General features: G+C 64.5%; 25 protein-coding genes. 10 read left to right on the forward strand and 15 right to left on the reverse strand.

Going from position 1 to position 25,038, the window contains the following annotated elements; all coding sequences use genetic code 11:
* Window position 1: 1 nt before the first annotated feature.
* The 3 genes from AC1ROB_RS20390 to AC1ROB_RS20400 are packed head-to-tail and all read right to left on the reverse strand — an operon-like array spanning window position 2 to window position 2,642.
* Complete coding sequence (locus AC1ROB_RS20390; RefSeq protein WP_492973259.1) at window positions 2–1,324, reverse strand: O-acetylhomoserine aminocarboxypropyltransferase; 1,323 nt, start codon at window positions 1,322–1,324, stop codon at window positions 2–4.
* A gap of 5 nt (window positions 1,325–1,329) precedes the next feature.
* Window positions 1,330–1,833: a CoA-binding protein gene (locus AC1ROB_RS20395; RefSeq protein WP_492973258.1), complete on the reverse strand. Its 504-nt coding sequence runs from the start codon at window positions 1,831–1,833 to the stop codon at window positions 1,330–1,332.
* A gap of 2 nt (window positions 1,834–1,835) precedes the next feature.
* Window positions 1,836–2,642, reverse strand: a complete 807-nt coding sequence (locus AC1ROB_RS20400) for an enoyl-CoA hydratase (RefSeq protein ID WP_492973257.1) — start codon at window positions 2,640–2,642, stop codon at window positions 1,836–1,838.
* A gap of 258 nt (window positions 2,643–2,900) precedes the next feature.
* Here AC1ROB_RS20400 and galU point away from each other — a divergent pair, with 258 nt between their 5' ends.
* Both galU and AC1ROB_RS20410 read left to right on the forward strand, forming a co-directional pair.
* The gene (gene galU / locus AC1ROB_RS20405) at window positions 2,901–3,776 is read left to right on the forward strand and encodes a UTP--glucose-1-phosphate uridylyltransferase GalU (RefSeq protein ID WP_492973256.1); all 876 of its coding nucleotides are present in this window, start codon (window positions 2,901–2,903) and stop codon (window positions 3,774–3,776) included.
* 27 nt (window positions 3,777–3,803) lie between these two features.
* Window positions 3,804–5,120 (forward strand): UDP-glucose dehydrogenase family protein, encoded by a 1,317-nt coding sequence (locus AC1ROB_RS20410; RefSeq protein ID WP_492973255.1) that lies wholly within the window; start codon window positions 3,804–3,806, stop codon window positions 5,118–5,120.
* 6 nt (window positions 5,121–5,126) lie between these two features.
* Here AC1ROB_RS20410 and AC1ROB_RS20415 read toward each other — a convergent pair whose 3' ends face one another.
* The 3 genes from AC1ROB_RS20415 to AC1ROB_RS20425 all read right to left on the reverse strand — a co-directional run bounded on the left by AC1ROB_RS20415 (window position 5,127) and on the right by AC1ROB_RS20425 (window position 9,011).
* Complete coding sequence (locus tag AC1ROB_RS20415) at window positions 5,127–6,392, reverse strand: MFS transporter (RefSeq protein WP_492973254.1); 1,266 nt, start codon at window positions 6,390–6,392, stop codon at window positions 5,127–5,129.
* A 206-nt stretch (window positions 6,393–6,598) separates the two neighbouring features.
* Window positions 6,599–7,639, reverse strand: a complete 1,041-nt coding sequence (locus tag AC1ROB_RS20420) for an adenylate/guanylate cyclase domain-containing protein (RefSeq protein WP_492973253.1) — start codon at window positions 7,637–7,639, stop codon at window positions 6,599–6,601.
* Between the two features lie 148 nt (window positions 7,640–7,787).
* Window positions 7,788–9,011 (reverse strand): serine hydrolase, encoded by a 1,224-nt coding sequence (locus AC1ROB_RS20425; protein WP_492973252.1) that lies wholly within the window; start codon window positions 9,009–9,011, stop codon window positions 7,788–7,790.
* 174 nt (window positions 9,012–9,185) lie between these two features.
* Here AC1ROB_RS20425 and AC1ROB_RS20430 point away from each other — a divergent pair, with 174 nt between their 5' ends.
* From AC1ROB_RS20430 to AC1ROB_RS20460, 7 genes are all read left to right on the forward strand, one after another.
* Window positions 9,186–9,938, forward strand: a complete 753-nt coding sequence (locus tag AC1ROB_RS20430) for a hypothetical protein (protein ID WP_492973251.1) — start codon at window positions 9,186–9,188, stop codon at window positions 9,936–9,938.
* Window positions 9,939–10,120: 182 nt separating this feature from the next.
* Window positions 10,121–10,585, forward strand: a complete 465-nt coding sequence (locus AC1ROB_RS20435; protein ID WP_492973250.1) for a phasin family protein — start codon at window positions 10,121–10,123, stop codon at window positions 10,583–10,585.
* 176 nt (window positions 10,586–10,761) lie between these two features.
* Window positions 10,762–11,091, forward strand: a complete 330-nt coding sequence (clpS, locus tag AC1ROB_RS20440; protein WP_492973249.1) for an ATP-dependent Clp protease adapter ClpS — start codon at window positions 10,762–10,764, stop codon at window positions 11,089–11,091.
* Between the two features lie 16 nt (window positions 11,092–11,107).
* Window positions 11,108–13,489 carry an ATP-dependent Clp protease ATP-binding subunit ClpA gene (gene clpA, locus AC1ROB_RS20445; RefSeq protein WP_492973248.1) on the forward strand — a complete coding sequence of 794 codons (2,382 nt, stop codon included), beginning with the start codon at window positions 11,108–11,110 and terminating at the stop codon, window positions 13,487–13,489.
* Window positions 13,490–13,647: 158 nt separating this feature from the next.
* Complete coding sequence (locus AC1ROB_RS20450) at window positions 13,648–15,246, forward strand: ABC transporter substrate-binding protein (protein ID WP_492973247.1); 1,599 nt, start codon at window positions 13,648–13,650, stop codon at window positions 15,244–15,246.
* A 70-nt stretch (window positions 15,247–15,316) separates the two neighbouring features.
* Window positions 15,317–16,309 (forward strand): ABC transporter permease, encoded by a 993-nt coding sequence (locus AC1ROB_RS20455; RefSeq protein WP_492973246.1) that lies wholly within the window; start codon window positions 15,317–15,319, stop codon window positions 16,307–16,309.
* A complete protein-coding gene (locus AC1ROB_RS20460; protein ID WP_492973245.1) occupies window positions 16,306–17,244 on the forward strand; it encodes an ABC transporter permease in 939 nt (312 codons plus the stop codon). The genes AC1ROB_RS20455 and AC1ROB_RS20460 overlap by 4 nt, the downstream gene beginning before the upstream one ends.
* Before the next feature lie 9 nt (window positions 17,245–17,253).
* Here AC1ROB_RS20460 and AC1ROB_RS20465 read toward each other — a convergent pair whose 3' ends face one another.
* The 7 genes from AC1ROB_RS20465 to AC1ROB_RS20495 all read right to left on the reverse strand — a co-directional run bounded on the left by AC1ROB_RS20465 (window position 17,254) and on the right by AC1ROB_RS20495 (window position 22,146).
* Window positions 17,254–17,919, reverse strand: a complete 666-nt coding sequence (locus tag AC1ROB_RS20465; RefSeq protein ID WP_492973244.1) for a tetratricopeptide repeat protein — start codon at window positions 17,917–17,919, stop codon at window positions 17,254–17,256.
* Between the two features lie 24 nt (window positions 17,920–17,943).
* On the reverse strand, window positions 17,944–18,390 hold the full coding sequence (locus AC1ROB_RS20470) for an HIT family protein (RefSeq protein ID WP_492973243.1): 447 nt from the start codon (window positions 18,388–18,390) through the stop codon (window positions 17,944–17,946).
* A gap of 53 nt (window positions 18,391–18,443) precedes the next feature.
* The gene (locus AC1ROB_RS20475; RefSeq protein ID WP_492973242.1) at window positions 18,444–19,634 is read right to left on the reverse strand and encodes a GNAT family N-acetyltransferase; all 1,191 of its coding nucleotides are present in this window, start codon (window positions 19,632–19,634) and stop codon (window positions 18,444–18,446) included.
* Window positions 19,635–19,644: 10 nt separating this feature from the next.
* Window positions 19,645–20,403 (reverse strand): glycerophosphodiester phosphodiesterase family protein, encoded by a 759-nt coding sequence (locus AC1ROB_RS20480; RefSeq protein WP_492973241.1) that lies wholly within the window; start codon window positions 20,401–20,403, stop codon window positions 19,645–19,647.
* A 9-nt stretch (window positions 20,404–20,412) separates the two neighbouring features.
* Complete coding sequence (locus AC1ROB_RS20485) at window positions 20,413–20,880, reverse strand: RidA family protein (RefSeq protein ID WP_492973240.1); 468 nt, start codon at window positions 20,878–20,880, stop codon at window positions 20,413–20,415.
* A 4-nt stretch (window positions 20,881–20,884) separates the two neighbouring features.
* A complete protein-coding gene (locus AC1ROB_RS20490; RefSeq protein ID WP_492973239.1) occupies window positions 20,885–21,346 on the reverse strand; it encodes a RidA family protein in 462 nt (153 codons plus the stop codon).
* A gap of 77 nt (window positions 21,347–21,423) precedes the next feature.
* Complete coding sequence (locus tag AC1ROB_RS20495) at window positions 21,424–22,146, reverse strand: GGDEF domain-containing protein (protein ID WP_492973238.1); 723 nt, start codon at window positions 22,144–22,146, stop codon at window positions 21,424–21,426.
* 325 nt (window positions 22,147–22,471) lie between these two features.
* Between AC1ROB_RS20495 and AC1ROB_RS20500 the strand changes: the two genes are divergently transcribed.
* Window positions 22,472–23,302 carry an EipB family protein gene (locus AC1ROB_RS20500; protein WP_492973237.1) on the forward strand — a complete coding sequence of 277 codons (831 nt, stop codon included), beginning with the start codon at window positions 22,472–22,474 and terminating at the stop codon, window positions 23,300–23,302.
* 4 nt (window positions 23,303–23,306) lie between these two features.
* Here the strand turns inward: AC1ROB_RS20500 and AC1ROB_RS20505 are convergent, their stop codons facing one another.
* Together AC1ROB_RS20505 and AC1ROB_RS20510 are read right to left on the reverse strand one after the other, a co-directional pair.
* Complete coding sequence (locus AC1ROB_RS20505) at window positions 23,307–24,215, reverse strand: ROK family protein (RefSeq protein WP_492973287.1); 909 nt, start codon at window positions 24,213–24,215, stop codon at window positions 23,307–23,309.
* Between the two features lie 19 nt (window positions 24,216–24,234).
* On the reverse strand, window positions 24,235–24,936 hold the full coding sequence (locus tag AC1ROB_RS20510; protein WP_492973236.1) for a hypothetical protein: 702 nt from the start codon (window positions 24,934–24,936) through the stop codon (window positions 24,235–24,237).
* Window positions 24,937–25,038: the final 102 nt, after the last annotated feature.

The raw sequence follows: 25,038 nt of genomic DNA on the forward strand, positions 1-25,038 counted from the left end.
GTCACACCGCGTTCAGGGCCTTATCGAGGTCCTTGATCAGGTCGGCCACATCCTCGATGCCGATGGACAGCCGGATCACGTCGTCGCCGGAACCGGCCGCAGCGCGCTGCTCGGGCGAAAGCTGGCGGTGCGTGGTCGAGGCCGGGTGGATCACCAGGCTGCGCGTATCGCCCACATTGGCCAGATGCGAGAAGATCTGCACGGTATCGACGAATTTCAGGCCGGCTGCATAGCCGCCCTTGAGGCCGAAGGTGAAGACCGAGCCGGCGCCCTTGGGCATGTAGGCCTGAGCCAATTTATAATACTTGTCGCCCTTCAGGCCGGCGTAAGACACCCAGGCGACCTTCGGATGCTTGGACAGAAACTCGGCCACGGCCAGTGCATTGTCGCAATGCTTGCGCATGCGGAGCGACAGCGTCTCCATGCCGGTCAGGATCATGAAGGCATTGAAGGGCGAGATGGCGGGCCCGAGGTCGCGGAGCGAGATCACGCGGCAGGCGACGGCAAAGGCCATGTCGCCGAAGGTCTCCCAGAAGGTGAGGCCGTGATAAGCCGGCGAGGGCTTGGAGAGATGGGGGAACTTGTCGTTCTGGCCCCAGTCGAACTTGCCGGAATCGACAATCACGCCGCCCATCGAGTTGCCATGGCCGCCGAGGAACTTGGTGGCCGAATGCAGCACGATATCGGCGCCATGCTCGATCGGGCGGCACAGATAGGGCGAGGCCATGGTGTTGTCGATGATCAGCGGAAGACCGTTGCGATGCGCGATCTCGGCCAGCGCCGCGATATCGGCAATCACGCCGCCCGGATTGGACAGGCTCTCGGCATAGATCGCCTTGGTTCTGGGCGTGATCGCTGCCTCGAAGCCGGCGAGGTCGTCGGGATCGACGAAGGTGGTGTGCCAGTCGAAACGCTGGAAGCTGACGCCGAGCTGGGTGATCGAACCGCCATAGAGCTTGCTGGAGGCGACGATATGGTCGCCCGGATTCATCAGCATATGGAAGGCGACGAGCTGCGAGGCATGGCCGGTGGCCACCGCGGTGGCGGCGCGGCCGTTCTCTAAGGCAGCGACCTTCTGCTCCAGCACCGCCGTGGTCGGGTTGGTCAGGCGGGTGTAGATGTTGCCGAAGCTCTGCAGGTTGAACAGCGAGGCCGCCTGGTCGGCATCCTCGAAGACAAAAGCCGTGGTCTGGAAGATCGGCGTCGAACGCGCACCGGTGGTCGGGTCGGGTGCGGTGCCGGCATGGACCTGCAACGTGTCGAAGCCATAGGGCGAGGTGTTGTCCGCCGCGCGGTTGTTGGCAGTCTTCTTGGTATCAGCCATAATATTTAAATCCGGCGATTGCGCTTGGAATTGATGACGCGGGTGTTCACACCCATCCAGCCGATTTCCTGGCTCAGGCGTCCGTATTCGATCTTGGGGCAGCGGTTCATCACCACCGCCAGGCCGGCCGCTTCGGCCGTCTCTGCCGCCGCGTCATTGCGGACGCCAAGCTGCAGCCACAGCACCTTGGCGCCGATTTGAATAGCCTCGTCGGCAATCGGCGGGATGGCGTCGGAATTGCGGAAGCAGTCGACCATGTCGACCTTCACCGGAATCTCGGTCAGGGCGGCATAGACCTTCTCGCCCAGGATATCCTTGCCGGCCTCGCGCGGATTCACCGGGATGACGCGGTAGCCCTTCTGCTGCAGGTATTTCATCGCAAAGAAGGACGGCCGGTTCCAGTTGGCGCTGGCCCCCACCATGGCGATGACATTCACCTTGCGCAGGATGCGGCGGATATACTCGTCGTCGTAATGGTCGTGATCGATCTTTTCCAAAACGGCACTCATCCTCAGCGACCCTCCCATTTCGGGTCGCGCTTTTCGATAAAGGCATCGATGCCTTCCTCGGCATCGCGGGCCAGCATGTTCTGGGTCATCACCTGGCTGGCATAGTCATAGGCCTGGGCCAGCGGCATCTCGAGCTGGCGGTAGAAGGCCTCCTTGCCGATCTTCACCGTCAGCGGCGACTTGGCGGCGATCTGTGTGGCCAATGCGAGGGCGCTTTCAACCAAATCGGCTTCCGGCACCACGCGGTTGACCAGGCCGATCTCGGCGGCGCGGGCGGCCGGCAGCAGGTCGCCGGTCAGCAGCATCTCCATGGCATGCTTGCGCGAGACGTTGCGCGACAGCGCCACCATCGGCGTGGAACAGAACAGCCCGATATTGACGCCGGGTGTGGCGAAGCGGGCGCTGTCGGCGGCCACCGCCAGGTCGCAGCTCGCCACCAGCTGGCAGCCGGCGGCCGAGGCCACGCCATGCACCTGGGCGATCACCGGCTGGGGCAGGGCGACGATCGACTGCATCAGCATCGAGCACTGGCGGAACAGGGCTTCATACTGCCGACGGCCGGGGTTGGCGCGGACTTCCTTCAGGTCGTGTCCGGCGCAGAAGCCCGGGCCGCTGGCGGCCAGGATCACAGCTTTGACACTGCGGTCGGCCTTGATGGCGTCCAGTTCGGCCTGCAGGGCGGCCATCAGGCCGGTCGACAGGCTGTTATAGGCCTGCGGGCGGTTGAGGGTCAGGCGGACAATGCCGGCGGCGGGCTGGTCGCGCAGGACGGGCGCGGGCTGCTGGTCAAGGTCGGGCGCGGCGGACACGGGCCTTCTCCGTAACGTTTCCTGATCGGGTGAGTCCTTATGATAGGTGGTCGGGGCCGTCCGGGGAAGGCGGCGGGCCCCGGCATGGCCCCTCTGCAGGAGCCGTATTTCCGCCCCATTACCCGGGCAGGAAAGGGGGGCCGGGCGGGCAGCGGCCCCGTTGCGTGCCATGCGAGGGCATCGTAAAACCGCGCCGTAGGCCCTGTTCGAATCGTCCGGTCCGAACCGACCGCCAACCAAGAAGAAAGTCCTGCACCCATGATCCGTCCGATCCGTAAAGCCGTGTTTCCTGTCGGTGGCCTTGGCACCCGTTTTCTGCCCGCCACCAAGGCGATGCCGAAGGAAATGCTGCCGGTGGTCGACAAGCCGCTGATCCAGTATGCCGTGGAAGAGGCGCAGGCCGCCGGCATTGAGGAATTCATCTTCGTCACCGGCCGCGGCAAGCAGGCGATCGAGGATCATTTCGACCGTTCCTACGAACTGGAAGACACGCTGAAGGAGCGCAGCAAGACCGAGCTGCTCGACCTGATCAACAGCTGGATGCCCAAGGCGGGCGCGGTGTCCTACACCCGGCAGATGGAACCGATGGGCCTGGGCCATGCAGTGCGCTGCGCCAAGTCTCTGGTCGGCGACGAGCCCTTCGCGGTGCTGCTGGCCGACGATCTGATCCTGTCGAAGCGCGGCTGCCTGGCCGAGATGGTCGAGGCCTATAACAAGGTCGGCGGCAACATGATCGCCGCCATGGATGTGCCGCATGAGCACACCAAGCGCTACGGCGTGATTTCGCCGGGCAAGGATGCCGACAAGCTGGTGGAAGTGAAGGGCCTGGTGGAAAAGCCGAGCCCGGACAAGGCCCCCAGCCGCACCGCCGTGATCGGTCGCTATATCGTGCAGCCCCAGGTCTTCGATCATCTCGACAAGGTGCAGCGTGGCGCCGGCGGCGAGATCCAGCTGACCGACGCGCTGGCCCGCATGATCGGCGAGGTGCCGTTCCACGGCCTGCGCTTCAGCGGCACGCGCTATGACTGCGGCGACAAGATCGGCTTCCTGCATGCCAATATCGCCTTCGCGCTCGACCGTCCGGACATGCGCAAGGATGTCACCGAAATCCTGCAGGGTTACAAAACGCTTTAATCGACGGCTGAGCCGGGGGAACAGACTATGCGTGTAGCGATGATCGGCACCGGCTATGTCGGCCTGGTGTCGGGGACCTGTTTCTCCGAGTTCGGCCATACCGTCACCTGCGTCGACAAGAACCCCGACCGCATTGCCAGCCTGCTGCGTGGCGAAAGCCCGATCTTCGAGCCGGGCCTGGACGATCTGGTCGCCCGCAATGCCAAGGCCGGCCGGCTGTCCTTCACCCAGGATATCAAGACCGCGGTGGCCAATGCCGATGCGGTGTTCATCGCGGTGGGCACGCCGTCGCGGCGCGGCGATGGCGAGGCCGACCTGTCCTATGTCTACGCCGCCGCCAGGGAAATCGCGGAATCGCTGACCCATTATACGCTGGTGGTGACCAAGTCGACCGTGCCGGTCGGCACCGGTCGCGAGGTCGAGCGCATCATCCGCGAAACGCGGCCCGATGCCGAATTCGAAGTGGCGTCCAATCCGGAATTCCTGCGCGAGGGCGCGGCCATCGAAGACTTCATGCGGCCCGACCGCGTGGTCTGCGGCGCCGAGAGCGACCGGGCGCGGGAGCTGCTGCGCGCCCTGTACCGGCCGCTCTATATCAACGAGACGCCGATCCAGTTCACCGCGCTGGAAACCGCCGAGCTGATCAAATACGCCGCCAATGCCTTCCTGGCGACCAAGATCACCTTCATCAACGAGATCGCCGATCTCTGCGAGAAGGTGAATGTGAACGTCCAGGACGTGGCGCGCGGCATTGGCCTGGACGGCCGCATCGGCGGCAAGTTCCTGCATGCCGGTCCAGGCTATGGCGGGTCGTGCTTCCCGAAGGATACCAACGCGCTGGCCGCCACCGCCCGCAAGTATGCCGCGCCGCTGCGCATCATCGAGACGGTGATCGATGTCAACGACAAGCGCAAAAGCCGCATGGCCGACAAGGTGATCGCGGCCTGCGGCGGCAGCGTGAAGGGCAAGACCATCGGCGTACTGGGCCTGACCTTCAAGCCCGAGACCGACGACATGCGCGACAGCCCGAGCCTGGATATCGTTCCGGCGCTGCAGTCCGCCGGCGCCACCATCCGCGCCTTCGATCCCGAAGGCATGCATGAGGCGCAGAAGCTGCTGAAGGACATCACCTGGTGCCAGGACGCCTATGACGTGGCGACCGGCGCCGATGGGCTGGTGCTGATTACCGAGTGGAACCAGTTCCGCGCCCTGGACCTGGTCCGGATGAAGACCCTGCTGAAGCAGCCGCTGCTGGTCGACCTGCGCAACGTCTACAAGCCCACGGAGATGCAGCAGGCCGGCTTCACCTATCACTCGGTCGGCCGGCCTCCGGTCAAGCCGTAAGGCGGTTCAGCCGGCGGGCCGTTCTTCGGTCCGCCGCGGCAGCAGGTACCAGCCCAGCGCCAGCAGCAGCAGGCCCAGCGCCAGGCCGAAGGTCCACTGATAGGCCTCGGTCGGGTAATTGCCGTTGGCGCCGCGCGGCCATAGGCCGATCAGCCAGCCCATGCCGGCCTGGGCGAAGAAGGTGAAACCGAACACCACGCCATTGAGCAGGGTGTTGACCCGGCCGGCCTGTTCCAGGGTGAACTGCCCGCTCAGGATCGGATAGGCGAGCGCCGTGGTGTTGCTCAGAATCCCGAAGGCGATCCACAGCAGCGGATTGGTCGGTGACCAGCCGGCGCACAAGACCAGCAGCACCACGGCATAAAGTGCCACGCCCCAGACCATGGTGCGGCCCAGCGGAATGCCGCGCCGCTGCAGCCGGTCGGCGGCGATGCCGGTCAGCGTGAAGCCGGCGGTGAGCGCCGCGGCCACCACGAACAGCACCTGCGCCGTGGCGGCGCGGTCCAGCCCGCCGACATCGCGCAGATAGGGGGCGGCCCACAGGCCCTGGATCGACATGCCGCTGGCCATGCCCATCATCGAGACCGGAGCGATGCGCCAGAACCGGCGGTCGGCCAGGAACTGGCCGCATTCGCGCAGCTGGGTGCCAAGGCTGCTGGTCGCAACCGGGCTGGTGCGTTCACGTTCGGGGACCACAAAGAAGATGGCGGCCGAGGCGAAGACGGTCATCACCGCCAGGCCCCAGAACAGCACCGTCCAGTGATAATGCTCGAGCGCCAGTTCGACTGGCAGGGTGGCGGCCAGCGCGCCGAGGCCGCCGGCGGTCATGAACACGCCATTGGCCAGCGCCCAGCGGTCCTTGGGCAGCCACAGGGCGATCGCCTTCATGGCCGACATCAGGCCGCCGGCGACGCCGAGACCCACCAGGGCGCGACCGATGACGAGATGCGTCAGCCCGCTGCCGACCGCGAAGACCACGGCGCCCAGCGCGGCCGAGAGCAGCAGGCAGGCCTGCACCCGGCGCGGGCCGAAGCGGTCGAGCAGGATGCCGAGCGGCAGCTGGAAGAGGGAGAAGGTGACGAAATAGGCCGCCGTCAGCGTGCCGAGATCGGCGGCGCCGATCCCAAGGTCGCGCTGCAGGTTCGGCGCGATCACGGCATTCACGCTGCGGAACAGGTAGGACATGAAATAGCCGCAGGCGAATGGCAGCAAAACGCGGCCGGCCACGAAGGCCATGCCGGGACTGGAGAGACTCGGATTGGAAAGGGCCATCACCCTCGCTCCTCGTTTGGTTGTGCCGTCCTGTCGGTCTGGGTGACCAGACAGAGGGAAGCAACCAAGGGGCGGGATGCCATGCCATCCGCAATGCGGGACGGCAAATCAGGGCTTCGGGCGTTGGCGATATTAAGACGGGCTGACCGGTTTGTCAGCGCAGATACACCGGACATTTCCTCGAACTCTTTTTTGTTTTTTCGTACTCAGGCGATGCGGTACAGGTCGATGGATACAGTCTTGCCCGGCAGGGTGAAATTGCCAAGCGCGCTGGCCGTCAGGCCGGCAGGCAGCGGGGCCGCGGCCAGCGCCTCGGCCGAGGCGATGATGCTGTCGGACAGGCCCTTCGACACCACTTCTATCTTGGCCGTGGTGTTGACGGTATCGCCCAGCAGGACGATTTCGCGCTTCACCTCGCCCATTTCGCCGGCCACCACCGGGCCCGCATGCAGGATGGCGCGAAAGTCGGGCGCGACGCCGAACTCGGCGCGGTAGCGGTCGGCCAGCTGGGCGAAACGCTGGCGGGCGGCGATCACGGCGGCATAGGCCCCGGCAGGATCCTTGCCGCCCTCCAGCGGCCAGGTGACGATCATCTCGTCGCCGACGTATTTATGGATGATGCCGCCCCAGGCCAGCACCGGCTCGGTCAGGTCGCTGAAGAAACGGTTCAGCAGGCTGTGGAAGGCCATGTCGCCGATCGTCTCGGCAATGGCCGACGAGCCGCGCATGTCGAAAAAGACCAGCAGGCGGTGCTCCAGCCGTGGCCGGTGATAGCGCCCGCGCAGCATGTTGCCCATCACGCCCGGGCCCAGCAGCAGCGACATTTCCATGGTGAAGTTGATCAGCAGCGCGAAGCCGACCGAGAAGACGAAGGTGACGGCGGTGATCCGGTTCAGGCCGAAGCCCGGATCGCCGGGCGCGCCCAGCAGGCTGCTGCCGATGAAGTCGCCGCCCAGGATGGCGCCGATATAGACAACCTCCTTGATCGCCAGAAGCTGCCAGAACGGCTTGCGGCGCAAACCGTTCGTGCCTTCCACGACATAGAGTTCGAAATAGGCGATGGCGCTGCTGACCAGCAGGCCGGTGAAGCCGCCGCGCAGCGTGCCGTGCACCAGGGTGTGAAGGCCAAGGGTATTGTCCAGGATGACGCCGACGGCGGTGCCGTAGCCGGCCCCCAGCAGGACGCCCAGCGCCATGAACATGACCAGCATGGTCTGGCGGCGGCGTTGGGTATGGGTCATGTCCATGGGGCGGAGTCTGGCACCTGAGGTGCGGCGTGAAAAGCCGCAGCGGCGGGGAGATGGGTCAGCAGGCGGTACGCAGCCTGGCAGGAAACGAAACGGGCCGCGGTGACATCGGTCACCGCGGCCCGGATTGTCCGGCTATGCCGGTGGGTCAGGCGTCGGGCGATACGACCGAGCAGGTCATTTTTTCGCGCTTCAGCTGTTCGCAGGCCTGGCGGGCATCGGCCTGGGTCAGGCCGGTGAGGCGGGCGCGGTACAGCGTGATCTTGTTGCCGGCATCGACGGCGTCGACCAGCGGCTCGGCCGCCGGCAGCTTGCCGCGCGCCTTGTTGACCAGCTTTTCGGCGGCGGCAGCCTGGCGGAAGGCGCCCAGCTGCACGGCCCATTCGCCGTTTTTGGCCGAAGCGGCGACGGCCGGCTTCTTGCTGCCCTTCTTGGCCTTGGCCGGCGCGGGGGCCGGGGTGGCGGCTTCGGCACTGGAGATCAGGCCGAAATGGCGATCGGGCTTGCCGCTGTCGGCCATGACCGGCGCGTTGGTGTCGCCGTTCTCGATCTTGTCGAAGGCGGCATCCAGCAGCTTGATCATCTGGTTGTCGCGGGCGACCACGCTGGAGCCGCCGAAGACCACACCGATCACCCGGCGGCCGTCGCGCTTGGCCGAGGCCACCAGGTTGAAGCCCGAGGCGCGGATGAAGCCGGTCTTGATGCCGTCGACGCCTTCGTAGCGCTTTAGCAGGTGGTTATGGTTGTTGAAGACCTTGTCGTTCCACTCGAATTCCGGGGTCTGGAAATACGCGTAGTAATTCCGATGGTTCTTCAGCAGGGCGAGCGCCAGCACCGACATGTCGCGGGCGGTGGTCTTCTGGCCCGGATTAGGCAAGCCCGACGCGTTCTTGAAGGTGGTGCTGGTCATGCCGAGCTGTCGGGCGCGGCGGGTCATCATGTCGGCGAAGACGGCTTCGTTGCCGCCGGCGATGGCTTCGCCCAGGGCGACCGTGGCATCGTTGGCCGACTTGGTGACGGCAGCCAGGATGGCGTCTTTGACGAACAGCGTCTGACCGGGGGTCAGGCCGATGGCGGACGGGGCCTGAGTGGCGGCATGGGGCGACACCGGGATGCGCTGCTCCAGTTTCAGGCGGCCGTCCTTCAGGGCGTCGAACGCCATGTACAGCGTCATCATCTTGGTCAGCGATGCCGGGTAGCGCGCGGTGTCGGCTTCATGGGCATGCAGCACCCGGCCGGTATCCGCGTCGACCACGATGGCCGAATAGCCGGCGGCCTGGACCTGACCGGCGAATACAATGGTGAGCAGGGTGAAACAGATTGTTACAAGACCTGGCAGAATCCGCCCCTTGGCCGCACACTTTGCCTTCATTATGCCTTCCTCGGTTGCCCTGATACTGGCCGGCGACCGGGAGCCCCCCAAGCCGCGAATCGGATGCAGGATATTAACCACAGCACCCCTTGTCCAGCGCGTTGTGCACTAACAAATTGAATCTGTTCAGATTCAATCAGCCGTGCGGCTGCTACTTCTCAGGATGTGAAGCTTATGTCGACGACCTTTAAGAAAGTATTGGCGCGGTCGATGGCCGCTATGGCCCTGGCGACCGACCTGGCCGCCTGCGCCGCCCAGGGGCCGACGGACAACCCGCTCAGCCGCAGCCTGACCTGGGAGCGCTACGTCGGCGGCGACGACCTGGCCCGCAGCTGCACGCCTGGCCAGCCGGCCCGCTACCGGCTGGTCTACAATGGCCGCCAGGATCACCAGCAGAAGACCTACGACTTTTCGGCCCAGCCCGATGGTGGCGCCATGCTGGAGGCCCGGGTGATCGGGCGGGGCAACCTGAACGATCCGAAGACCCCGCTGTCGATCACCGATCCCTTTGGGCCCTGGCGGGGCCCTCAGGCCCTGTACCGCCTCAGCCCGGCCGAAATGGAGAAGGTCAAGGCGGCCCTGGCAGCCACCGGCTTCGATGCGCCGGCGCCGAACGGGCTGTTCCTGCGGGGCGATACCTTCTACTGGACCGCCAGCGCCTGCCGGGACGGGCAGTTCCACTTCCAGGCCTGGGCCTGGCCGTCACCGGAATTCGACCGCATGGCGGTACCGCTGATCGAAACGCTCGCCCCCTATGACAAGACCGGGGTGGCGACCATGCGGCCCTTCGAAATCCCGCTGCCGCCCTACAGCAGTTTCCTGGATGACCGCGGTCAGTCCGGCGCGGTTTCAACCGGCGAAAAGCCCCACCGCTATCAGGTCGGTCCGAACGGGCTGCGCTACAGCCAGGGTATCCTGTTCAACTGATTTTACCGGATTTCAGCCGATTCTATTGCGCTGCACAAGGTTTTTGTGCAGCGCACCATTTTTCTGTTGACGGGTACCGGAAGTATGCCTAAATTCAAGGCGTGCAGTGCAGCATATTGCAGTCCCCGCTGAAGGCGGGTCTGGCCCCGTTACAAACCCGGACAAGCAAGGACAAGAACCCCATGTCGACCAAAGCCAAGACCAAGATCGAAACCGAAGCCCTCAACGGCACCCCCTACGAGTCGATGATCGTCGCCTCGAAGGAGCAGGTGGAAAAGGCCCTCAAGGCCAGCACCGAAGCGCTCGAGACCGCCATGTCGGCCGGCAAGGAGCAGGTGGATGCCATCGTCAGCGCCGGCAATGTCGCCGCCAAGGGCTTTGAGACCATCAACGCCGAAGTGATCGCCTACAGCAAGAGCAGCATCGAAGAGCAGATTTCTGCCGCCAAGGCGATGATGGGTGCCAAGACCCTGCAGGAATTCATCGAGCTGCAGAACGATTACGCCAAGAGCGCCTTCGAGGCCTATACCGCTTACAGCACCAAGCTGAGCGAAGTGGCCACCAAGGTTGCGCAGGACGCCTTCGCGCCGATCAATGCGCAGGTCCAGGCCACCGTCGAGAAGATGGTGAAGCCGCTCGCTGCCTGATCTGCGACGGCTTGATCGCCGTCACATTTCCTCCCCAGCGTCAGTAGCGTTTCCGGGCCCGGCTGCAAAGCCGGGCCTTTTTTTGTCCCAAGGGTGCTGGTAATTTTAACCTGTGGGGCCATATCATCCTCCGTGCACCACATTGTTGCGGTGCCGCAGTACTGCTGGATTGAGGCATGAGCGAACGGGACGGACGTGACGGGCGCGGGCGCACCGAAGTCGGCGTGGTCACAAAGACCCGGCCGAAAACACAGAAGCCACCCATGTACAAGGTGCTTCTGCTGAACGACGATTACACGCCGATGGAATTCGTCGTGCATGTCCTCGAGCGCTTTTTCAACAAGGCGCGCGAGGATGCGACCCAGATCATGCTGCATGTCCACCAGAAGGGCGTCGGGATTTGTGGCGTCTTTACCTACGAAGTAGCAGAGACCAAAGTAACCCAGGTGATCGATTTCGCGCGCCAGCACCAGCATCCGCTGCAGTGCACGATGGAACGCGACTGAGGGAGGCGTCTGACGTATGGCTTCATTCTCCCGGACATTGGAACAGACCCTGCATCGCGCGCTGTCGCTGGCCGGTGCCAAGAAACATGAATTTGCCACGCTGGAGCATCTGCTCTTCGCCCTGACCGAAGACCAGGACGCGATTGCCGTCCTGCGGGCCTGCAATGTCGATGTGGAAAAGCTGCGCCAGCGGATCGGCACCTTTATCGACGAGGATCTGCGCGGCCTGGTGGTCGGCGCCCCTCAGGATGCCAAGCCGACGCTCAGCTTCCAGCGTGCCGTGCAGCGTGCGCTGTTCCATGTGCAGTCGTCCGGTCGCGAGGAAGTGACCGGCGCCAATGTGCTGGTGGCGATCTTCTCCGAGCGTGAAAGCCATGCCGTGCATTTTCTGCAGGAGCAGGACATGACCCGCCTGGATGCCGTCAGCTATATCAGCCATGGCGTCGCCAAGTCGCCGGGCCGCGGCGACCGCCGGCCGGTGCGCGGCGCCGACAGCGATGTCGAGCAGCGGGCCGAGCGTGCCGACCGGTCGGATCGCGATCGTGAGCGGACCGACCGTGGCGGTCCCAAAGACAAGGACAAGGAGGCGCTGAGCGCCTACTGCGTCAACCTCAACGAGAAGGCCAAGGCGGGCAAGATCGACGCCCTGATCGGCCGCGAGGCCGAACTGGAACGCACCATCCAGATTCTGTGCCGCCGCACCAAGAACAACCCGCTTTACGTGGGCGATCCCGGCGTGGGCAAGACCGCCATCGCCGAAGGGCTGGCGCGCCGCATCGTGCGCGCCGAGGTCCCCGACATCCTGAAGGATGCCGTGATCTATGCGCTGGACATGGGCAGCTTGCTGGCCGGTACGCGCTATCGCGGCGATTTCGAGGAACGTCTCAAGCAGGTGATGCAGGAGCTGGAAAGCCAGCCCGGCTCGATCCTGTTCATCGACGAGATCCACACCGTGATCGGCGCCGGCGCCACCTCGGGCGGCGCCATGGATGCGTCGAACCTGCTGAAGCCGGCGCTCGCCTCGGGCGCGCTGCGCTGCATCGGCTCGACGACCTATAAGGAGTTCCGGTCCTATATCGAGAAGGACCGTGCGCTGCTGCGCCGCTTCCAGAAGATCGACGTCAACGAGCCGACCCCGGCCGATGCCATCAAGATCCTGAAGGGCATCAAGGGCTATTACGAACAGCACCATGGCGTGCGCTACACCGAGGATGCCATCAAGGCGGCGGTGGAGCTGTCGTCGAAATACATCAACGACCGCAAGCTGCCCGACAAGGCGATCGATGTGATCGACGAGGTCGGTGCGGCTGAGCTGATGAAGCCGGAAAGCAAGCGCCGCAAGACCATCGGCGTGAAGGAGATCGAGGCCATTGTCGCCAAGATCGCCCGCATCCCGCCCAAGTCGGTCTCGCGCGAGGACAAGGAGTCCCTGCGCAGCCTGGATGCCGACCTGAAGCGCGTGGTCTACGGCCAGGATCAGGCCATCGATGCGCTGGCCAGCGCCATCAAGCTGTCCCGCGCCGGCCTGCGCGAACCGGAGAAGCCGATCGGCAACTACCTGTTCTCGGGCCCCACCGGCGTCGGCAAGACCGAAGTCGCGCGCCAGCTCGCCACCATCATGGGCGTCGAGCTGATCCGCTTCGACATGTCGGAATACATGGAGCGCCACAGCGTCAGCCGCCTGATCGGTGCGCCGCCGGGCTATGTCGGTTTCGACCAGGGCGGCCTGCTGACTGACGCGGTCGACCAGCATCCGCATTGCGTGCTGCTGCTCGACGAAATCGAGAAGGCCCATGGCGACCTGTTCAACATCCTGCTGCAGGTGATGGACCACGGCAAGCTGACCGACAACAACGGCAAGCATGTCGATTTTCGCAATGTCGTGCTGATCATGACCACCAATGCCGGTGCGTCGGAAATGTCGAAGAATGCCATCGGTTTCGGCCGCGACATGAAGGAAGGCGAAGACGAAGAGGCGATCAAGCGCCTGTTCACGCCGGAATTCCGTAACCGTCTGGACGCGGTGATTCCCTTCGCGGCGCTGGCACCGGAAGTCATCAACCGGGTGGTCGACAAGTTCGTCGCCCAGCTGGAAGGCCAGCTCGCCGACCGCAACGTGACGGTCGCCCTGACCGACGAGGCCCGGGCCTGGCTGGCCGAGCGCGGCTATGACAAGCTCTATGGCGCCCGGCCGCTCAGCCGGGTGATCCAGGAGCATATCAAGAAGCCGCTGGCCGACGAGCTGCTGTTCGGGCAGTTGGCCAAGGGCGGCCATGTGCTGGTCAAGGTGGTCGAGGACAAGCTGGCCTTCGAGTTTACCGCCGAAAAGGGCGGGAAGGGCGGCGGCGGCTCGGCCGATGGGGCGCCGGACGGCAAAGTGCCGGAATACGCGCACTGATCCCTGCCGCCACGTCACAGGCGGCGAGTCCGTAGACATAAATTCTCCATAAAATTACAGTGTTGGTCATGTGATGCCGGCCGGGGTCCCCCGGCCGGCATCCAGACGAACCGCACGTTCTGTGCACGGACCTAAAAAACGACAACAGGAGGCTGTTTATGGCCGTATTCCGATTGAAGGCTGCGCTGCTTGCCGGCGCGCTATCCCTCGCTCTGCCGCTGGTCGCCGCGCCGGCTCTTGCCCAGGGCAAGGTGCTGCGCTGGGCCAGCCAGGGCGATTATCTGACCATGGACCCGCATAGCCAGAATGAAGGTCTGACCCGCACGGGCAGCTTCCAGAGCTATGAAGGCCTGGTCGGCTACAGCGCCGATCTGAAATTCGTACCGGCGCTCGCCACTTCGTGGAAGGCGGTCGACACCACCACCTGGGAATTCAAGCTGCGCCAGGGCGTGAAGTTCCATGACGGCAGCGACTTCACCGCCGATGACGTGGTCTTCTCGGTGAAGCGCGCCCAGCATGCGAATTCGGACTTCAAGACCTATATCGCCAGCGTCAAGGAAGTGAAGAAGATCGATGCGCAGACCGTGCATGTGATCACCGATGGCGCCAATCCGATCCTGCCCAACCAGATCGCCAACATCTTCATCATGTCGAAGGCCTGGGCGGAGAAGAACAACGCGGTCAATCCGCAGTCCTATAAGGACAAGGAAGAGACCTTCGCGGTCCGTAATTCCAACGGCACCGGTCCCTTTGTGATGAAGCTGCGCGAACAGGACGTGCGCACCACCTTCACCAAGAATGCGACCTGGTGGGGCCTGAAGGACAATCCGCATAACATCGACGAGATCGTCTACACCCCGATCACCACGCCGGCGACCCGCGTCGCCGCACTGGTCTCGGGCCAGCTCGACTTCGTGCTCGACGTGCCGGTGCAGGACGTGGAGCGCGTCAAGCGCTCGGCCGGCCTGCAGGTGAAGAAGACCAATGAAATCCGCACCATCTTCCTGGGCCTCGATGTTGGCAGCCCGGAACTGAAATACGGCGACGTGAAGGGCAAGAATCCCTTCGCTGACAAGCGCGTGCGCCAGGCCATGTATCACGCGATCGACATGAACGCGATCGTGCAGAAGGTGATGCGCGGCGACGCTGTGGCGGCCGGCATGATCACCTCGCCGGGCGTGCATGGCTACGACAAGGCGCTGGACAAGCGTCTGCCCTTCGACCTTGCCAAGGCCAAGGCGCTGATGACGGAAGCCGGCTATGCGAACGGCTTCGGCATCAAGCTGGACTGCTCGAACGACCGCTACGTGAATGACGAAGGCATCTGCCAGGCCGTGGTCGGCATGCTGGCGCAGATCGGTATCAAGGTCGATCTGGCGGCCCAGTCGAAGACCCTGCATTTCCCCAAGCTGCAGAAGAAGGACACCTCCTTCTACCTGGTCGGCTGGGGCGTGCCGACCTTCGACAGCCACTATGTCTTCTCGTATATGGCCCAGACGCCCGACGGCAAGAACGGCAGCTGGAACTTCACCAACTACACGAACCCCAAGCTGGACGGCATGATCAATGGCATGCTGAGCGAGCTGGACCAGGGCAAGCGTGACAAGCTGATCCACGACGCCTGGACCATCCTCAATGACGAGATCATCTACCTGCCGCTGCACCATCAGGTGCTGAACTGGGCGATGAGCGAAAAGCTGGACATGCCGATCATTGCCGACAATGTGCCGCGTTTCCATTTCGCCAAGATGAAGTAAGATTGTCGCCGCCCCGGCCAAGATTGAGTTGAATTGGCCGGGGCGGCACTCTTTTTAAAGTACACGCCCCATGCTCGGTTATATTGTCGGACGGCTGTCCCAGGCGGTCGCAGTGATGCTGGCTGTCGCCCTGGTCGCCTTCATGCTGTTCAATTACGTTGGCGATCCGATCAACAACATGGTCGGTCAGGATGCCACCACGGTGGATCGGGCAGAGCTGCGCGATCAGCTCGGCCTCAACGACCCCGCCATCATCCAGTTCGGCCGTTTCCTCGGGAATGCCGCCCAGGGCAATTTCGGCCTGTCCTACCGCATGAAGCGGCCGGTGGCGGTGCTGATCCAGGAGCGCCTGCCGGCAACCCTGGAGCTGGTCTTCCTGTCGGCTCTGCTGGCGCTCGTCGTCGGAATTCCGCTCGGCGTCTATACGGCGTTGCGCCGCGACGGCTGGCTCAGCCGCGTGGCGCTGACCACCAGTCTGGTCGGGGTGTCGCTGCCCACCTTCGTGATCGGCATCGGCCTGATCTACCTGTTCTCGGTGCAGTTCGACCTGCTGCCCAGTTTCGGGCGCGGCCAGGTGGTTTCGCTGGGCTGGTGGAGCACGGGCTTCCTGACCAAGTCGGGCTGGGCTGCCATCGTCATGCCGGCGATCACACTCAGCCTCTACCAGCTCACCCTGGTGCTGCGCCTGGTGCGCACCGAGATGCTGGAAGTGCTGCGCACCGACTACATAAAATTCGCCCGGGCCCGGGGCCTGAGCAACCGCATCGTACATTTCCGCCATGCGCTGAAGAACACCATGATGCCGGTGATCACCATCATCGGCCTGCAGATCGGCGGCCTGATCGCCTTTTCCATTGTCACCGAAACCGTGTTCCAGTGGCCGGGCATGGGTCTGCTGTTCATCCAGGCGGTCGGCTTTGCCGATATTCCGGTGATGGCGGCCTATCTGGTCATGGTGGGAGTCATGTTCGTTGTACTCAACCTGGCGGTCGACCTGACCTACTTCCTGATCGATCCGCGTCTGCGGGTGGATCGTGCAAAAGCGGCGGGGAAGGCCACATGAGCGCCGCTCCGCTGAACACGCCCCTGGCCATGGTGCGCCGCTGGATCGACAGCGATCTGGCCTACAGTTTCCGGCGCTCGCCGTCGGTGGTGGTCTCGGCCATCGTGGCGCTGACCATCATCCTGGCGGCGGTGCTGGCGCCGCTGGTGTCGCCGTTCAACCCGTTCGACCCCGGCGCGCTCAAGCTGATGGATGCCTTCACGCCGCCATCCTGGACGGATGAGGGCAAGGCCGCTTACCTGCTCGGCACCGACGATCAGGGACGCGATCTTTTTTCCACCATTCTTTACGGCAGTCGTATTTCGCTGCTGGTCGGCTTTGCCGCGATTGCCTTTGCGGCGGTGTTCGGCACGCTGATCGGCGTGCTCTGCGGCTATCGCGGCGGTTGGCTCGATGTGATCGTGATGCGCACAGCCGATGTGCAGCTCACCATCCCCAGCATCCTGATCGCGCTGACCATCGATGGCGTCACCCGCACGGCGCTGCCGCGCGAACTGCATAATGAAATCGCCATCTTCGTGCTGATCTTCGCGATTGGAATCGCTGACTGGCCGCAATTCGCCCGTGTTGCCCGTTCGGCGGCGCTGGTGGAACGCAGCAAGGATTATGTCGCCGCCGCCCGCGTGATCGGCCAGCCCTCCTGGGTGATCGTACTGCGCCATGTGCTGCCCAACACGCTGGGGCCGGTTCTGGTGCTGGCTACGGTCGGCCTGGCGCTGGCGGTGCTGTCGGAGGCGACGCTCAGCTTCCTTGGTGTCGGCGTGCCGCCCACGCAGCCATCGCTCGGCACGCTCATCCGCGTCGGGCAGAGCTATCTGTTCAGCGGCGAATGGTGGATCACCTTCTTCCCGGCGCTCACCCTGGTGCTGCTGGTGCTGGCGGTGAACGTGCTGGGCGACTGGCTGCGCGACGCCCTGAATCCCAAGCTGCGCTGACCGCTCTGGCTAGTTCGCGTTGCGGCGAGCCTTGGCGTCCCAGTATTTCCGCTTGGCCGGATCGGGCGGGATGCCGGGACGGCCGTCGGCATAAAGCCGGGCCAGGGTCTGCATGGCGCTGACATGGCCGCCCTTGGCGGCGCGTTCCAGCCACAGCAGTTCGGCGGCGTAATCCAGCGGCAGGCCTTCGCCGCTGCCATAGTGCATGGCGAGCACATAGGATTCTGCCGGATCGCCCAGCTCGGCGGCGCGATGGCTGGCCTGCAGGGCCAGCTGGGTGTTTTTCATGTAGCGGTAACAGTCGGCCAGCAGCACCCACAGACGCACGTCGCCTGGCGTGCTGGCCGTTGCCAGGTCCAGCTCTTTCACCGCCATCGGATATTCGTTGACCAGCGCCGCATAGCCGGCAAAGCGATAGCGATAGGCCGGATCGCCATTGGAGACGCGGATGGCCTGTTTCAGGGCCTGCAGGCCTTCGGGATAAAAGCCGCTGGCGAAATAGGCCTGGCCGAGCAGGGCATGCAGCTCGGCATCTTTCGGGCTGGCGGCGATGGCGCGTTCGCAGGCTGCGGTCTGGCCACGCTCGGCTTCGCTGCGGCACTGCGCGGCCGCGTCCTCCGCCTGCGCCGGCAGGGCAGAGACCAGCAGCGCGATTGCGCCGAGCCAGCGGATCACTGGTGAATACTCACAGATACATACTCACAGGCGGGCCTTGATATCCGCCGCCAGCCGGGCGATGGCCTCCTGGTCGCCGGGTGCCAGGCTCCAGTTCAGCTTGGCATTGTCGCCCAGCCGCCGGGGCAGGACATGCACATGATAATGCTGCACCGACTGCGCGGCGCCCTTGCCATTCGCCTGCACGATGTTGAAGCCGTCATTGGGCACCGCATCCGCGACGGCCGCCGCGATCTTCTTCGCGGTGCGCGCGACCGCGGCGATGCTCTCGTCGCTGGCGTCTAGCAGGTTGGCGTAATGGCCCTTGCTCAGCACCAGAGCATGGCCGTGGTTGAAAGGGTTGATGTCCATAATGGCGTAGGTGAGGTCGTCCTCATGGAGCTTGTAGCTTGGAGCCTCGCCCCGGACGATCTTGCAGAAAATGCAGCCCCCATCCTTTGGCAGTCCAGCGTCCTGCGGCAGTCCGGCCATGACAGTCCTCCCCAGCGTTTTGCCGGGAGTCTAGCCTGCGGCGGGGGCGGACGCTATTCGCTTTCCTCGCCCGGCACCTGACGAAACGGTGAATGCTCGTCCAGGGCGGCGATCAGCCCGGTCATATGGGCGCGTTCTTCCTTCAGATAGCGGTCGACCGCGTCCTGGAAACCGGGATCGGCCATCGCATGTACCGAATGGATCGGTACCGGCAGGTAGCCGCGGGCCAGCTTGTGCTCGCCCTGGGCGCCGGCCTCCACGCGGGCCAGACCATGGCGGATGGCATAGTCGATGGCCTGGTAATAGCAGCATTCGAAATGCAGGCCCGGATGGTATTCGATGCAGCCCCAGTTGCGGCCGTAAAGCGTGTCGCTGCCCAGCATGTTCCAGGCGCCGGCGATCCAGCGGCCGTCATGGCGCGCCATCACTAGCACGATCTGTTCCGGCATGGTGGCCTGCAGGCGGTGGAAGAAGTCGCGGTTCAGATAGGGTCGGCCCCATTTGCGGCTGCCGGTATCCATGTAGAACTCGAAGAAGGCATCCCAATGGGCTTCGGTCAGAGCCGCGCCCTGCAGGACTTCGATCTCGATCCCGGCGGCAACAGCCTCGCGGCGTTCCTTGCGGATCGCCTTGCGTTTGCGCGAGGCCAGCTGGGTCAGGAAGGCCTCGAAATCCGCATAGCCATCGTTCTGCCAGTGGAACTGCTCGCCCAGCCGTAGCAGCATCCCGCCCTCGCGGGACGCCCAGTCGGCTTCAGCTTCGGTGAGGAAATTCATATGCAGCGAAGACAGGCGATAGCGCCGCATCACTTCGCGGGCGCCCTGCAGCAGCGCATCGGCAACCGTGCTGAAATCCTGTCCCGGCGCGACCAGGAAGCGCGGACCGGTGACGGGCGAGAAGGGCACGGCCGACAGCAGCTTGGGATAATACTGGCCGCCGGCGCGGGCATAGGCTTCGGCCCAGCCATGGTCGAAGATATATTCACCCTGGCTGTGGCCCTTGATGTAGAGCGGCAGTGCGCCGATCACGGTGCCGTCGGCTGTCTCGGCCACCAGATGGGTGGGCTGCCAGCCGCTGCGCGGCGTCACGCAGCCCGATTGTTCCAGGGCGTCGAGGAAGGCATGGATGACGAAAGGATTGCCGCTGCCGGCGCAGGCATCCCAGGCGGTTGCCGGAATCTCGGCGATCCGCGCCAGTGCCCGGATGGTAACAGGGCTTTCTGCTCCGTCCGCGCCAGCCTTCATGCCAGGATGCTCATGCTTGGGTCGACAGATCCTCGAAGATCACATTGTCGGCATGGGCCGCGGCGCGGGCGCGCTCGGCCGGTGTGCGCACGGTCCAGCTCAGCAGCGGCAGGCCGCGCCGCCGCGCCGCTGCCGTGATCTCGGATGGCAGGTCGCGCACGTCATAGGCCAGGAAGTCGGGGTTGCCGTAACCGGTCATCAGGGCGCGCTTCAATTGCATCCGGGTGAACCAGTTAAGACCCTTGGTCATATTGGCAAGGTCTGTCGAAATCTGGCCGCGGATAATCTGCGGTGCGTTCTTCTGGAACCACTTCACGGTGCGCGGATTGAACGACTGCACCACGAAAGGGCCGGGGTAATGCTGCAGCATGCGGGCGACGCTGGTCTCCAGCGGACCGACCGGCTCGCCCTTGTCCTTCTTGATCTCGACCACCAGAGGCACGGCGCCCTGCACCTGGTCCAGCAGGTCGCGGAAGCTCGGCACGGTTTCCTCGGTGCCCAGCAGCTTGAGCGGCTTCAGGTCGGCCAGCGCCATCTGGCAGACAACACCCTCCTGGCCGCACAGCCGCTTCAGATCGGGATCATGGAACACCACCACCTGACGGTCGCCGGTGATGCGCACATCGGTCTCGATGGCAAAGCCACCATCGATGGCCTTCTGGAAGGCGAGCCGCGAATTTTCCGGCACGCCCTTGGCCATGTCATGCAGGCCGCGATGGGCGACGGGAGTCTTGGTCAGCCATTTGGGAAGATCATCGGGACGCGCCATGGTGGATTCTCAACGTAAGAGGAAAACGGCATCAGCCTCGAAGGCGATGTCCATCGGCAGGGACGGCGCCGCCGTGGTGGTCCGCGCCGGCCGATTATCGACGCCGAACAGATCGGTCAGCAGATCGGTGGCGCCATTGGCAACCTTCTGCGCGTCGATAAAATCCGGCACCGTGTTCACCAGGCAGAGCAGTTTGACGCAGCGGTCGATACGGTCAAGATCGCCGCCGCAGGCGACCTGCATATGCGCCAGCAGGTTCAGCGCGGTCAGACCGGCAGCGGCATAGCCGTCCTCGAAACTCAGATCGCGGCCGACTTTGCCGCGATAGCGGATCTCCGGACCCCAGGTCGGGCCAACGCCCGCCACATGCACCAGCTTGCCCACCGTGACGAAGCCGACATAGGTGGCCACCGGCTGCGGGGCCGGCGGCAGCGTCAAACCCTTGGCCTGCAGGCGGGCCACGACCTGGCCTGTCATGCGATCAGGCGATCTCGAAGATGGCGTCGACTTCGACGGCCACGCCACGCGGCAGCGACACGGCGCCAACGGCGAAACGGGCATGTTTGCCGGCATCGCCGAACACCTCGACCATCAGGTCGGAGGCGCCGTTGACCACCGTCGGATGATCGATGAAGTCGGGCGTGCAGTTGACGAAGCCGCCGACCTTGGCGCAGCGCACGATGCGATCCAGGCTGCCGCCCAGCGCGGCGCGCGCCTGTGCGATGATGTTGAGGCCGCAGAGCCGGGCCGCCTGCTTGCCGGTTTCGATATCGATGCCGGCGCCCAGCTTGCCGAGATAGCGCACTTCGCCATTGAAGATGGTGATCTGGCCGGCGACGAACAGCAGGTTGCCGGCGATCACGAACGGCACGTAATTGGCAGCCGGTGTGGCCGGGGCGGGCAGTTCGATCTTGAGGGCGGCGAGGCGGGCGTCGTGGCTCATGGCGATATCCTGGGGGTTGGACAGTACGGAATACTGTCTAGCCCGGATGCCGCGCGGCTGGCAACGCGCCAGCGATTTCAGTCCGGTGTCGTCACGAGGGCCGGCGGCCGGCGGCGGGCCTGCTTGCGGGCATACATCGCCCGGTCGCAATCGCGCAGCAGGGTTTTCAGGTCCATCTGGCCATCATAGGGCGACAGGCCGTAGCTGATGCCGGTGGGGATCAGGCTGTCGCCATGGCGCAGCGGCTGTTTCTCGATCCGCGTCACCAATTCCCCCAGCCGGGTTTCGGCCTGGTCCGGGCTGGCGCCCGGCATCGCCAGTACGAATTCATCGCCATGCAGGCGGGCGAGGCAGTCGGTGCTGCGGGCGGCAGGCTGCAGGCGCAGGGCCATCTGGCGCAGCACGGCGTCGCCGGCCGCATGGCCGTGGCGGTCGTTGATCGCCTTGAAATGGTCGAGGTCGAAATAAGCCAGCGTGCCCTGGCGTTTCTCGCGCCGGGCGCGGGCCAGCTCGGCCTGCATGAAATTCTCAAAAGCGCGGCGGTTGGGCAGGCCGGTCAGTTCGTCGGTGGTGGACAGCGCCTGCAGTTCCGCGATGCGCTGGGCCTGATCGGCCAGCTGCTGCTCGCTTTCGGCTGCGGCGGTTAGAATCTGCTCGACCAGATCATGCTTGCGCGGATCGGGGTCCCGGCGCAGGGCCAACCGCAGGCGCAGGACCAGGCTGGCAAAGCCTGGCAGGCTGCCGTCGGCGGCTGTCTGGCCGGCCATGGTGAAAACGTCGCTGTCATTTGCAGGCTTCATCACACATCTCACTTTGCCCCATTAGCAAAGCAAGCCATGTGCCAAGCGGAAAACATTGAAAAACAGTCATTTTTTTCAAGCGCCCAAGGCAGATTTTGCCGATAGCCGCCTGTCGCCGGTTTTTCCGAATCGGAACAGCCGGCAGAGCGTGCCTTCGGGAGGCCTCCCGGACCAAGACAGGGCCTGCGCCCGCGGTGCGGGTGCTGCCGTCGACCCATTGGCCGTACTTTGTGTGCAGAGCGGCATGTTTCTTTCCATGTCGGCTAAGGCTATTCTAGGTCAGGATTTTTTGGATTTACCCCCAGCCCTGACCTTGGCTTTGATCATGCGCCGCGCGTTGTTTTCGCTGTTTTTGCTGCTGGGGCTGATGGGCCTGCCGGCCGGACCCGCTCCGGCCGTCGATACGACCGAACTGCAGGCCATTGCCAAAGGCCTGGTCAGCCACCGGGCGCTCTACACCCTGTCCGTTGCCCGGCCTGACGTCCGCAATTACCGGAATGGCGTGGCCGGGGGCCTGAGCCTGGAATTCGTCCATGCCTGCGACGGCTATGTGCTGAACCAGCGGTTCGTCATCGAGACCAGCACCGAAGATGGCAGTGTGCTCACCAACATGGTGCTGAACTCGTGGGAGTCGCTGGATGGCCAGCGGTTCCGCTTCAAGATGAAGGACGAGGTGAATGGCGACGTCGAGCAGGAACTGAACGGAGAGGCCAAGCTGAACAGCCGTACGGGCGGTCAGGTTCGCTTCACGCTGCCCGAGGATACCGACCTCGCATTGCCGGTCGGCACAATGTTTCCCACCGACCATACCGTGCGGCTGCTGGCGCTGGCGCGCAACGGCGGCAATTGGTTGCAGACATCGGTGTATGACGGAGCCTCGGCGGAGTCCTACAGCGAGGTCGGCGGCTTCGTCGGCGCCGAGATGCCGGTGGAAACCGGCGACATGCCGATCCTGTCGCCGCTGAAGGGCCAGCGCTCATGGCGCATTCGTCTGGCCTATTTCACGTCCGACAAGCAGTCGGACACGCCGGAATACGAGATCGCCTATCGCCTGTACGAGAATGGCGTGGCCGATGACATCGTTTTCGATTATGGCGACTGGGCGATCCGCGCCAGCCTGAAGCTGCTGGAACTCAAGCCGCGCGACGCCTGCTGAGTATCTAGAGCGTTGCGTCTGCCGGCCACAGCCAGGCCGCGCCGCGCACGCCGGAACTGTCGCCATGACGGTTCTTCACCAGTGGCGTGGTGACCACATCGGAAAACACGAAGGCGCCCCACAGGCGCGGCACGTTGCGATACAGCCGCTCGAGATTCGACAGGCCGCCGCCGAGCACGATGATATCGGGGTCCAGCAGGTTGATGATCGTCGCCAGACCGCGCGCCAGACGATTCTCATAGCGCTGCAGGGCCTGCTCGGCCTGCGCATCGCCACCTTCCGCCGCCGCGACGATATCGGCGCCCTTCATGTCGCGGCCAGTCGCGGCGCGGAAATCCAGTTCCAGCCCGGTGCCGGACAGGAAGGTTTCCTGGCAGCCCCATTTGCCGCAGTAGCAGCGCGGACCGGGCAGTTCGTCCGGCTGTGGCCAGGGCAGGGGATTGTGGCCCCATTCGCCGGCAATGGCGTTCGGGCCGGTGAGGGCGCGGCCATCGACGACAATGCCGGATCCGCAGCCGGTGCCGAGGATGGCGCCGAACACCACGCCATGCCCGGCGCCGGCGCCATCGCTGGCTTCCGACAGGGCAAAGCAGTTGGCGTCGTTGGCCAGCCGCACCGGCCGGCCGGTTGCTGCCGCAAGGTCCCGGTCGAGCGGATGGCCGATCAGCCAGACCGAGTTGGCATTCTTGATCAGGCCGGTGGCCGGCGAGATGGTGCCGGGAATGCCGACGCCGATCGGGCCGTTGGCGCCGGCTTCCGTGGCGACGGCAGCCGCCAGATCGCGTAGCGCCATGACCGTCGCGTCATAGTTGCCGCGCGGCGCCGGCACGCGGAGTCGTGCGCGGATGCTGCCATCATTCGCCAGTGCGACGGCTTCGATTTTCGTTCCGCCCAGATCGATGCCGATACGCATGGCTGTTGCGCTCACGGGATCACGTTTGCGTCAGCAGCGCGGCGACATGGGCCTGTATCATCGGCCAGTCGTCCATACGGTGATGACAATCCGGCGCCGGTCCCAGCAGGGCGGCAAGCCGGGGATCGGCAATGTAGTGCAACCGATGTGCCGCCGGTGCGATCTGCGCAACCGAGGTATGGTTGTGCGGAATGTCGTCGATGAACACGGTGGCGGCTCCGGCCTGGCGCAGCAGGACGGCGACGGCCGGACCTTTCGGTCCGCTGTTGGCAATCAGGGGAAAATCCATGCCGTGCCGGGCAAGCGCGCGGCTGCGTGCGGCACGGGCGGCCATGGGCACATTGCTCAGAATGACGATCTGGGCGGTTTTGTTCAGTTCCGCCAGGGCCGCCGCGGCCCCGTCCACCGGGTCCATCATTTCGGTGGCCTCGGCGAAAAACCGCTGCAGCAGGGGATGCAGGGTTTCCGCATCCACCGGACTGTCGTCGACGCGGCGGCGGATATTGCCGTGCAGGGCGTAGGAGGCCCAGTCGAAATAAAGCTCGCGGCCGGCCAGGAAGCCTTCCAGGCCGCGCATGAAGTAGAACAGGACCTCGTCGGCATCGACGATCAGCAGCGGCTGGCCGGCCCTGAGCGACAGGGTGGCCAGCTGTTCGGCGACCGGGGCGGGAAGCTGTGGCGGGGTATCGGATTTCAGGCTCATCTGAGGTCGTAATGTCATCGCAAACGGCTTGGCCCGGCCGGTCCGGAATGCTACAAAATACTGGATACACTGGAAAAACGCGGCGAGCGTAGCAGTACACACTATCCGGGGATGGGGGCT

Source organism: Ferrovibrio sp. GW821-FHT12F09, assembly GCF_058806775.1.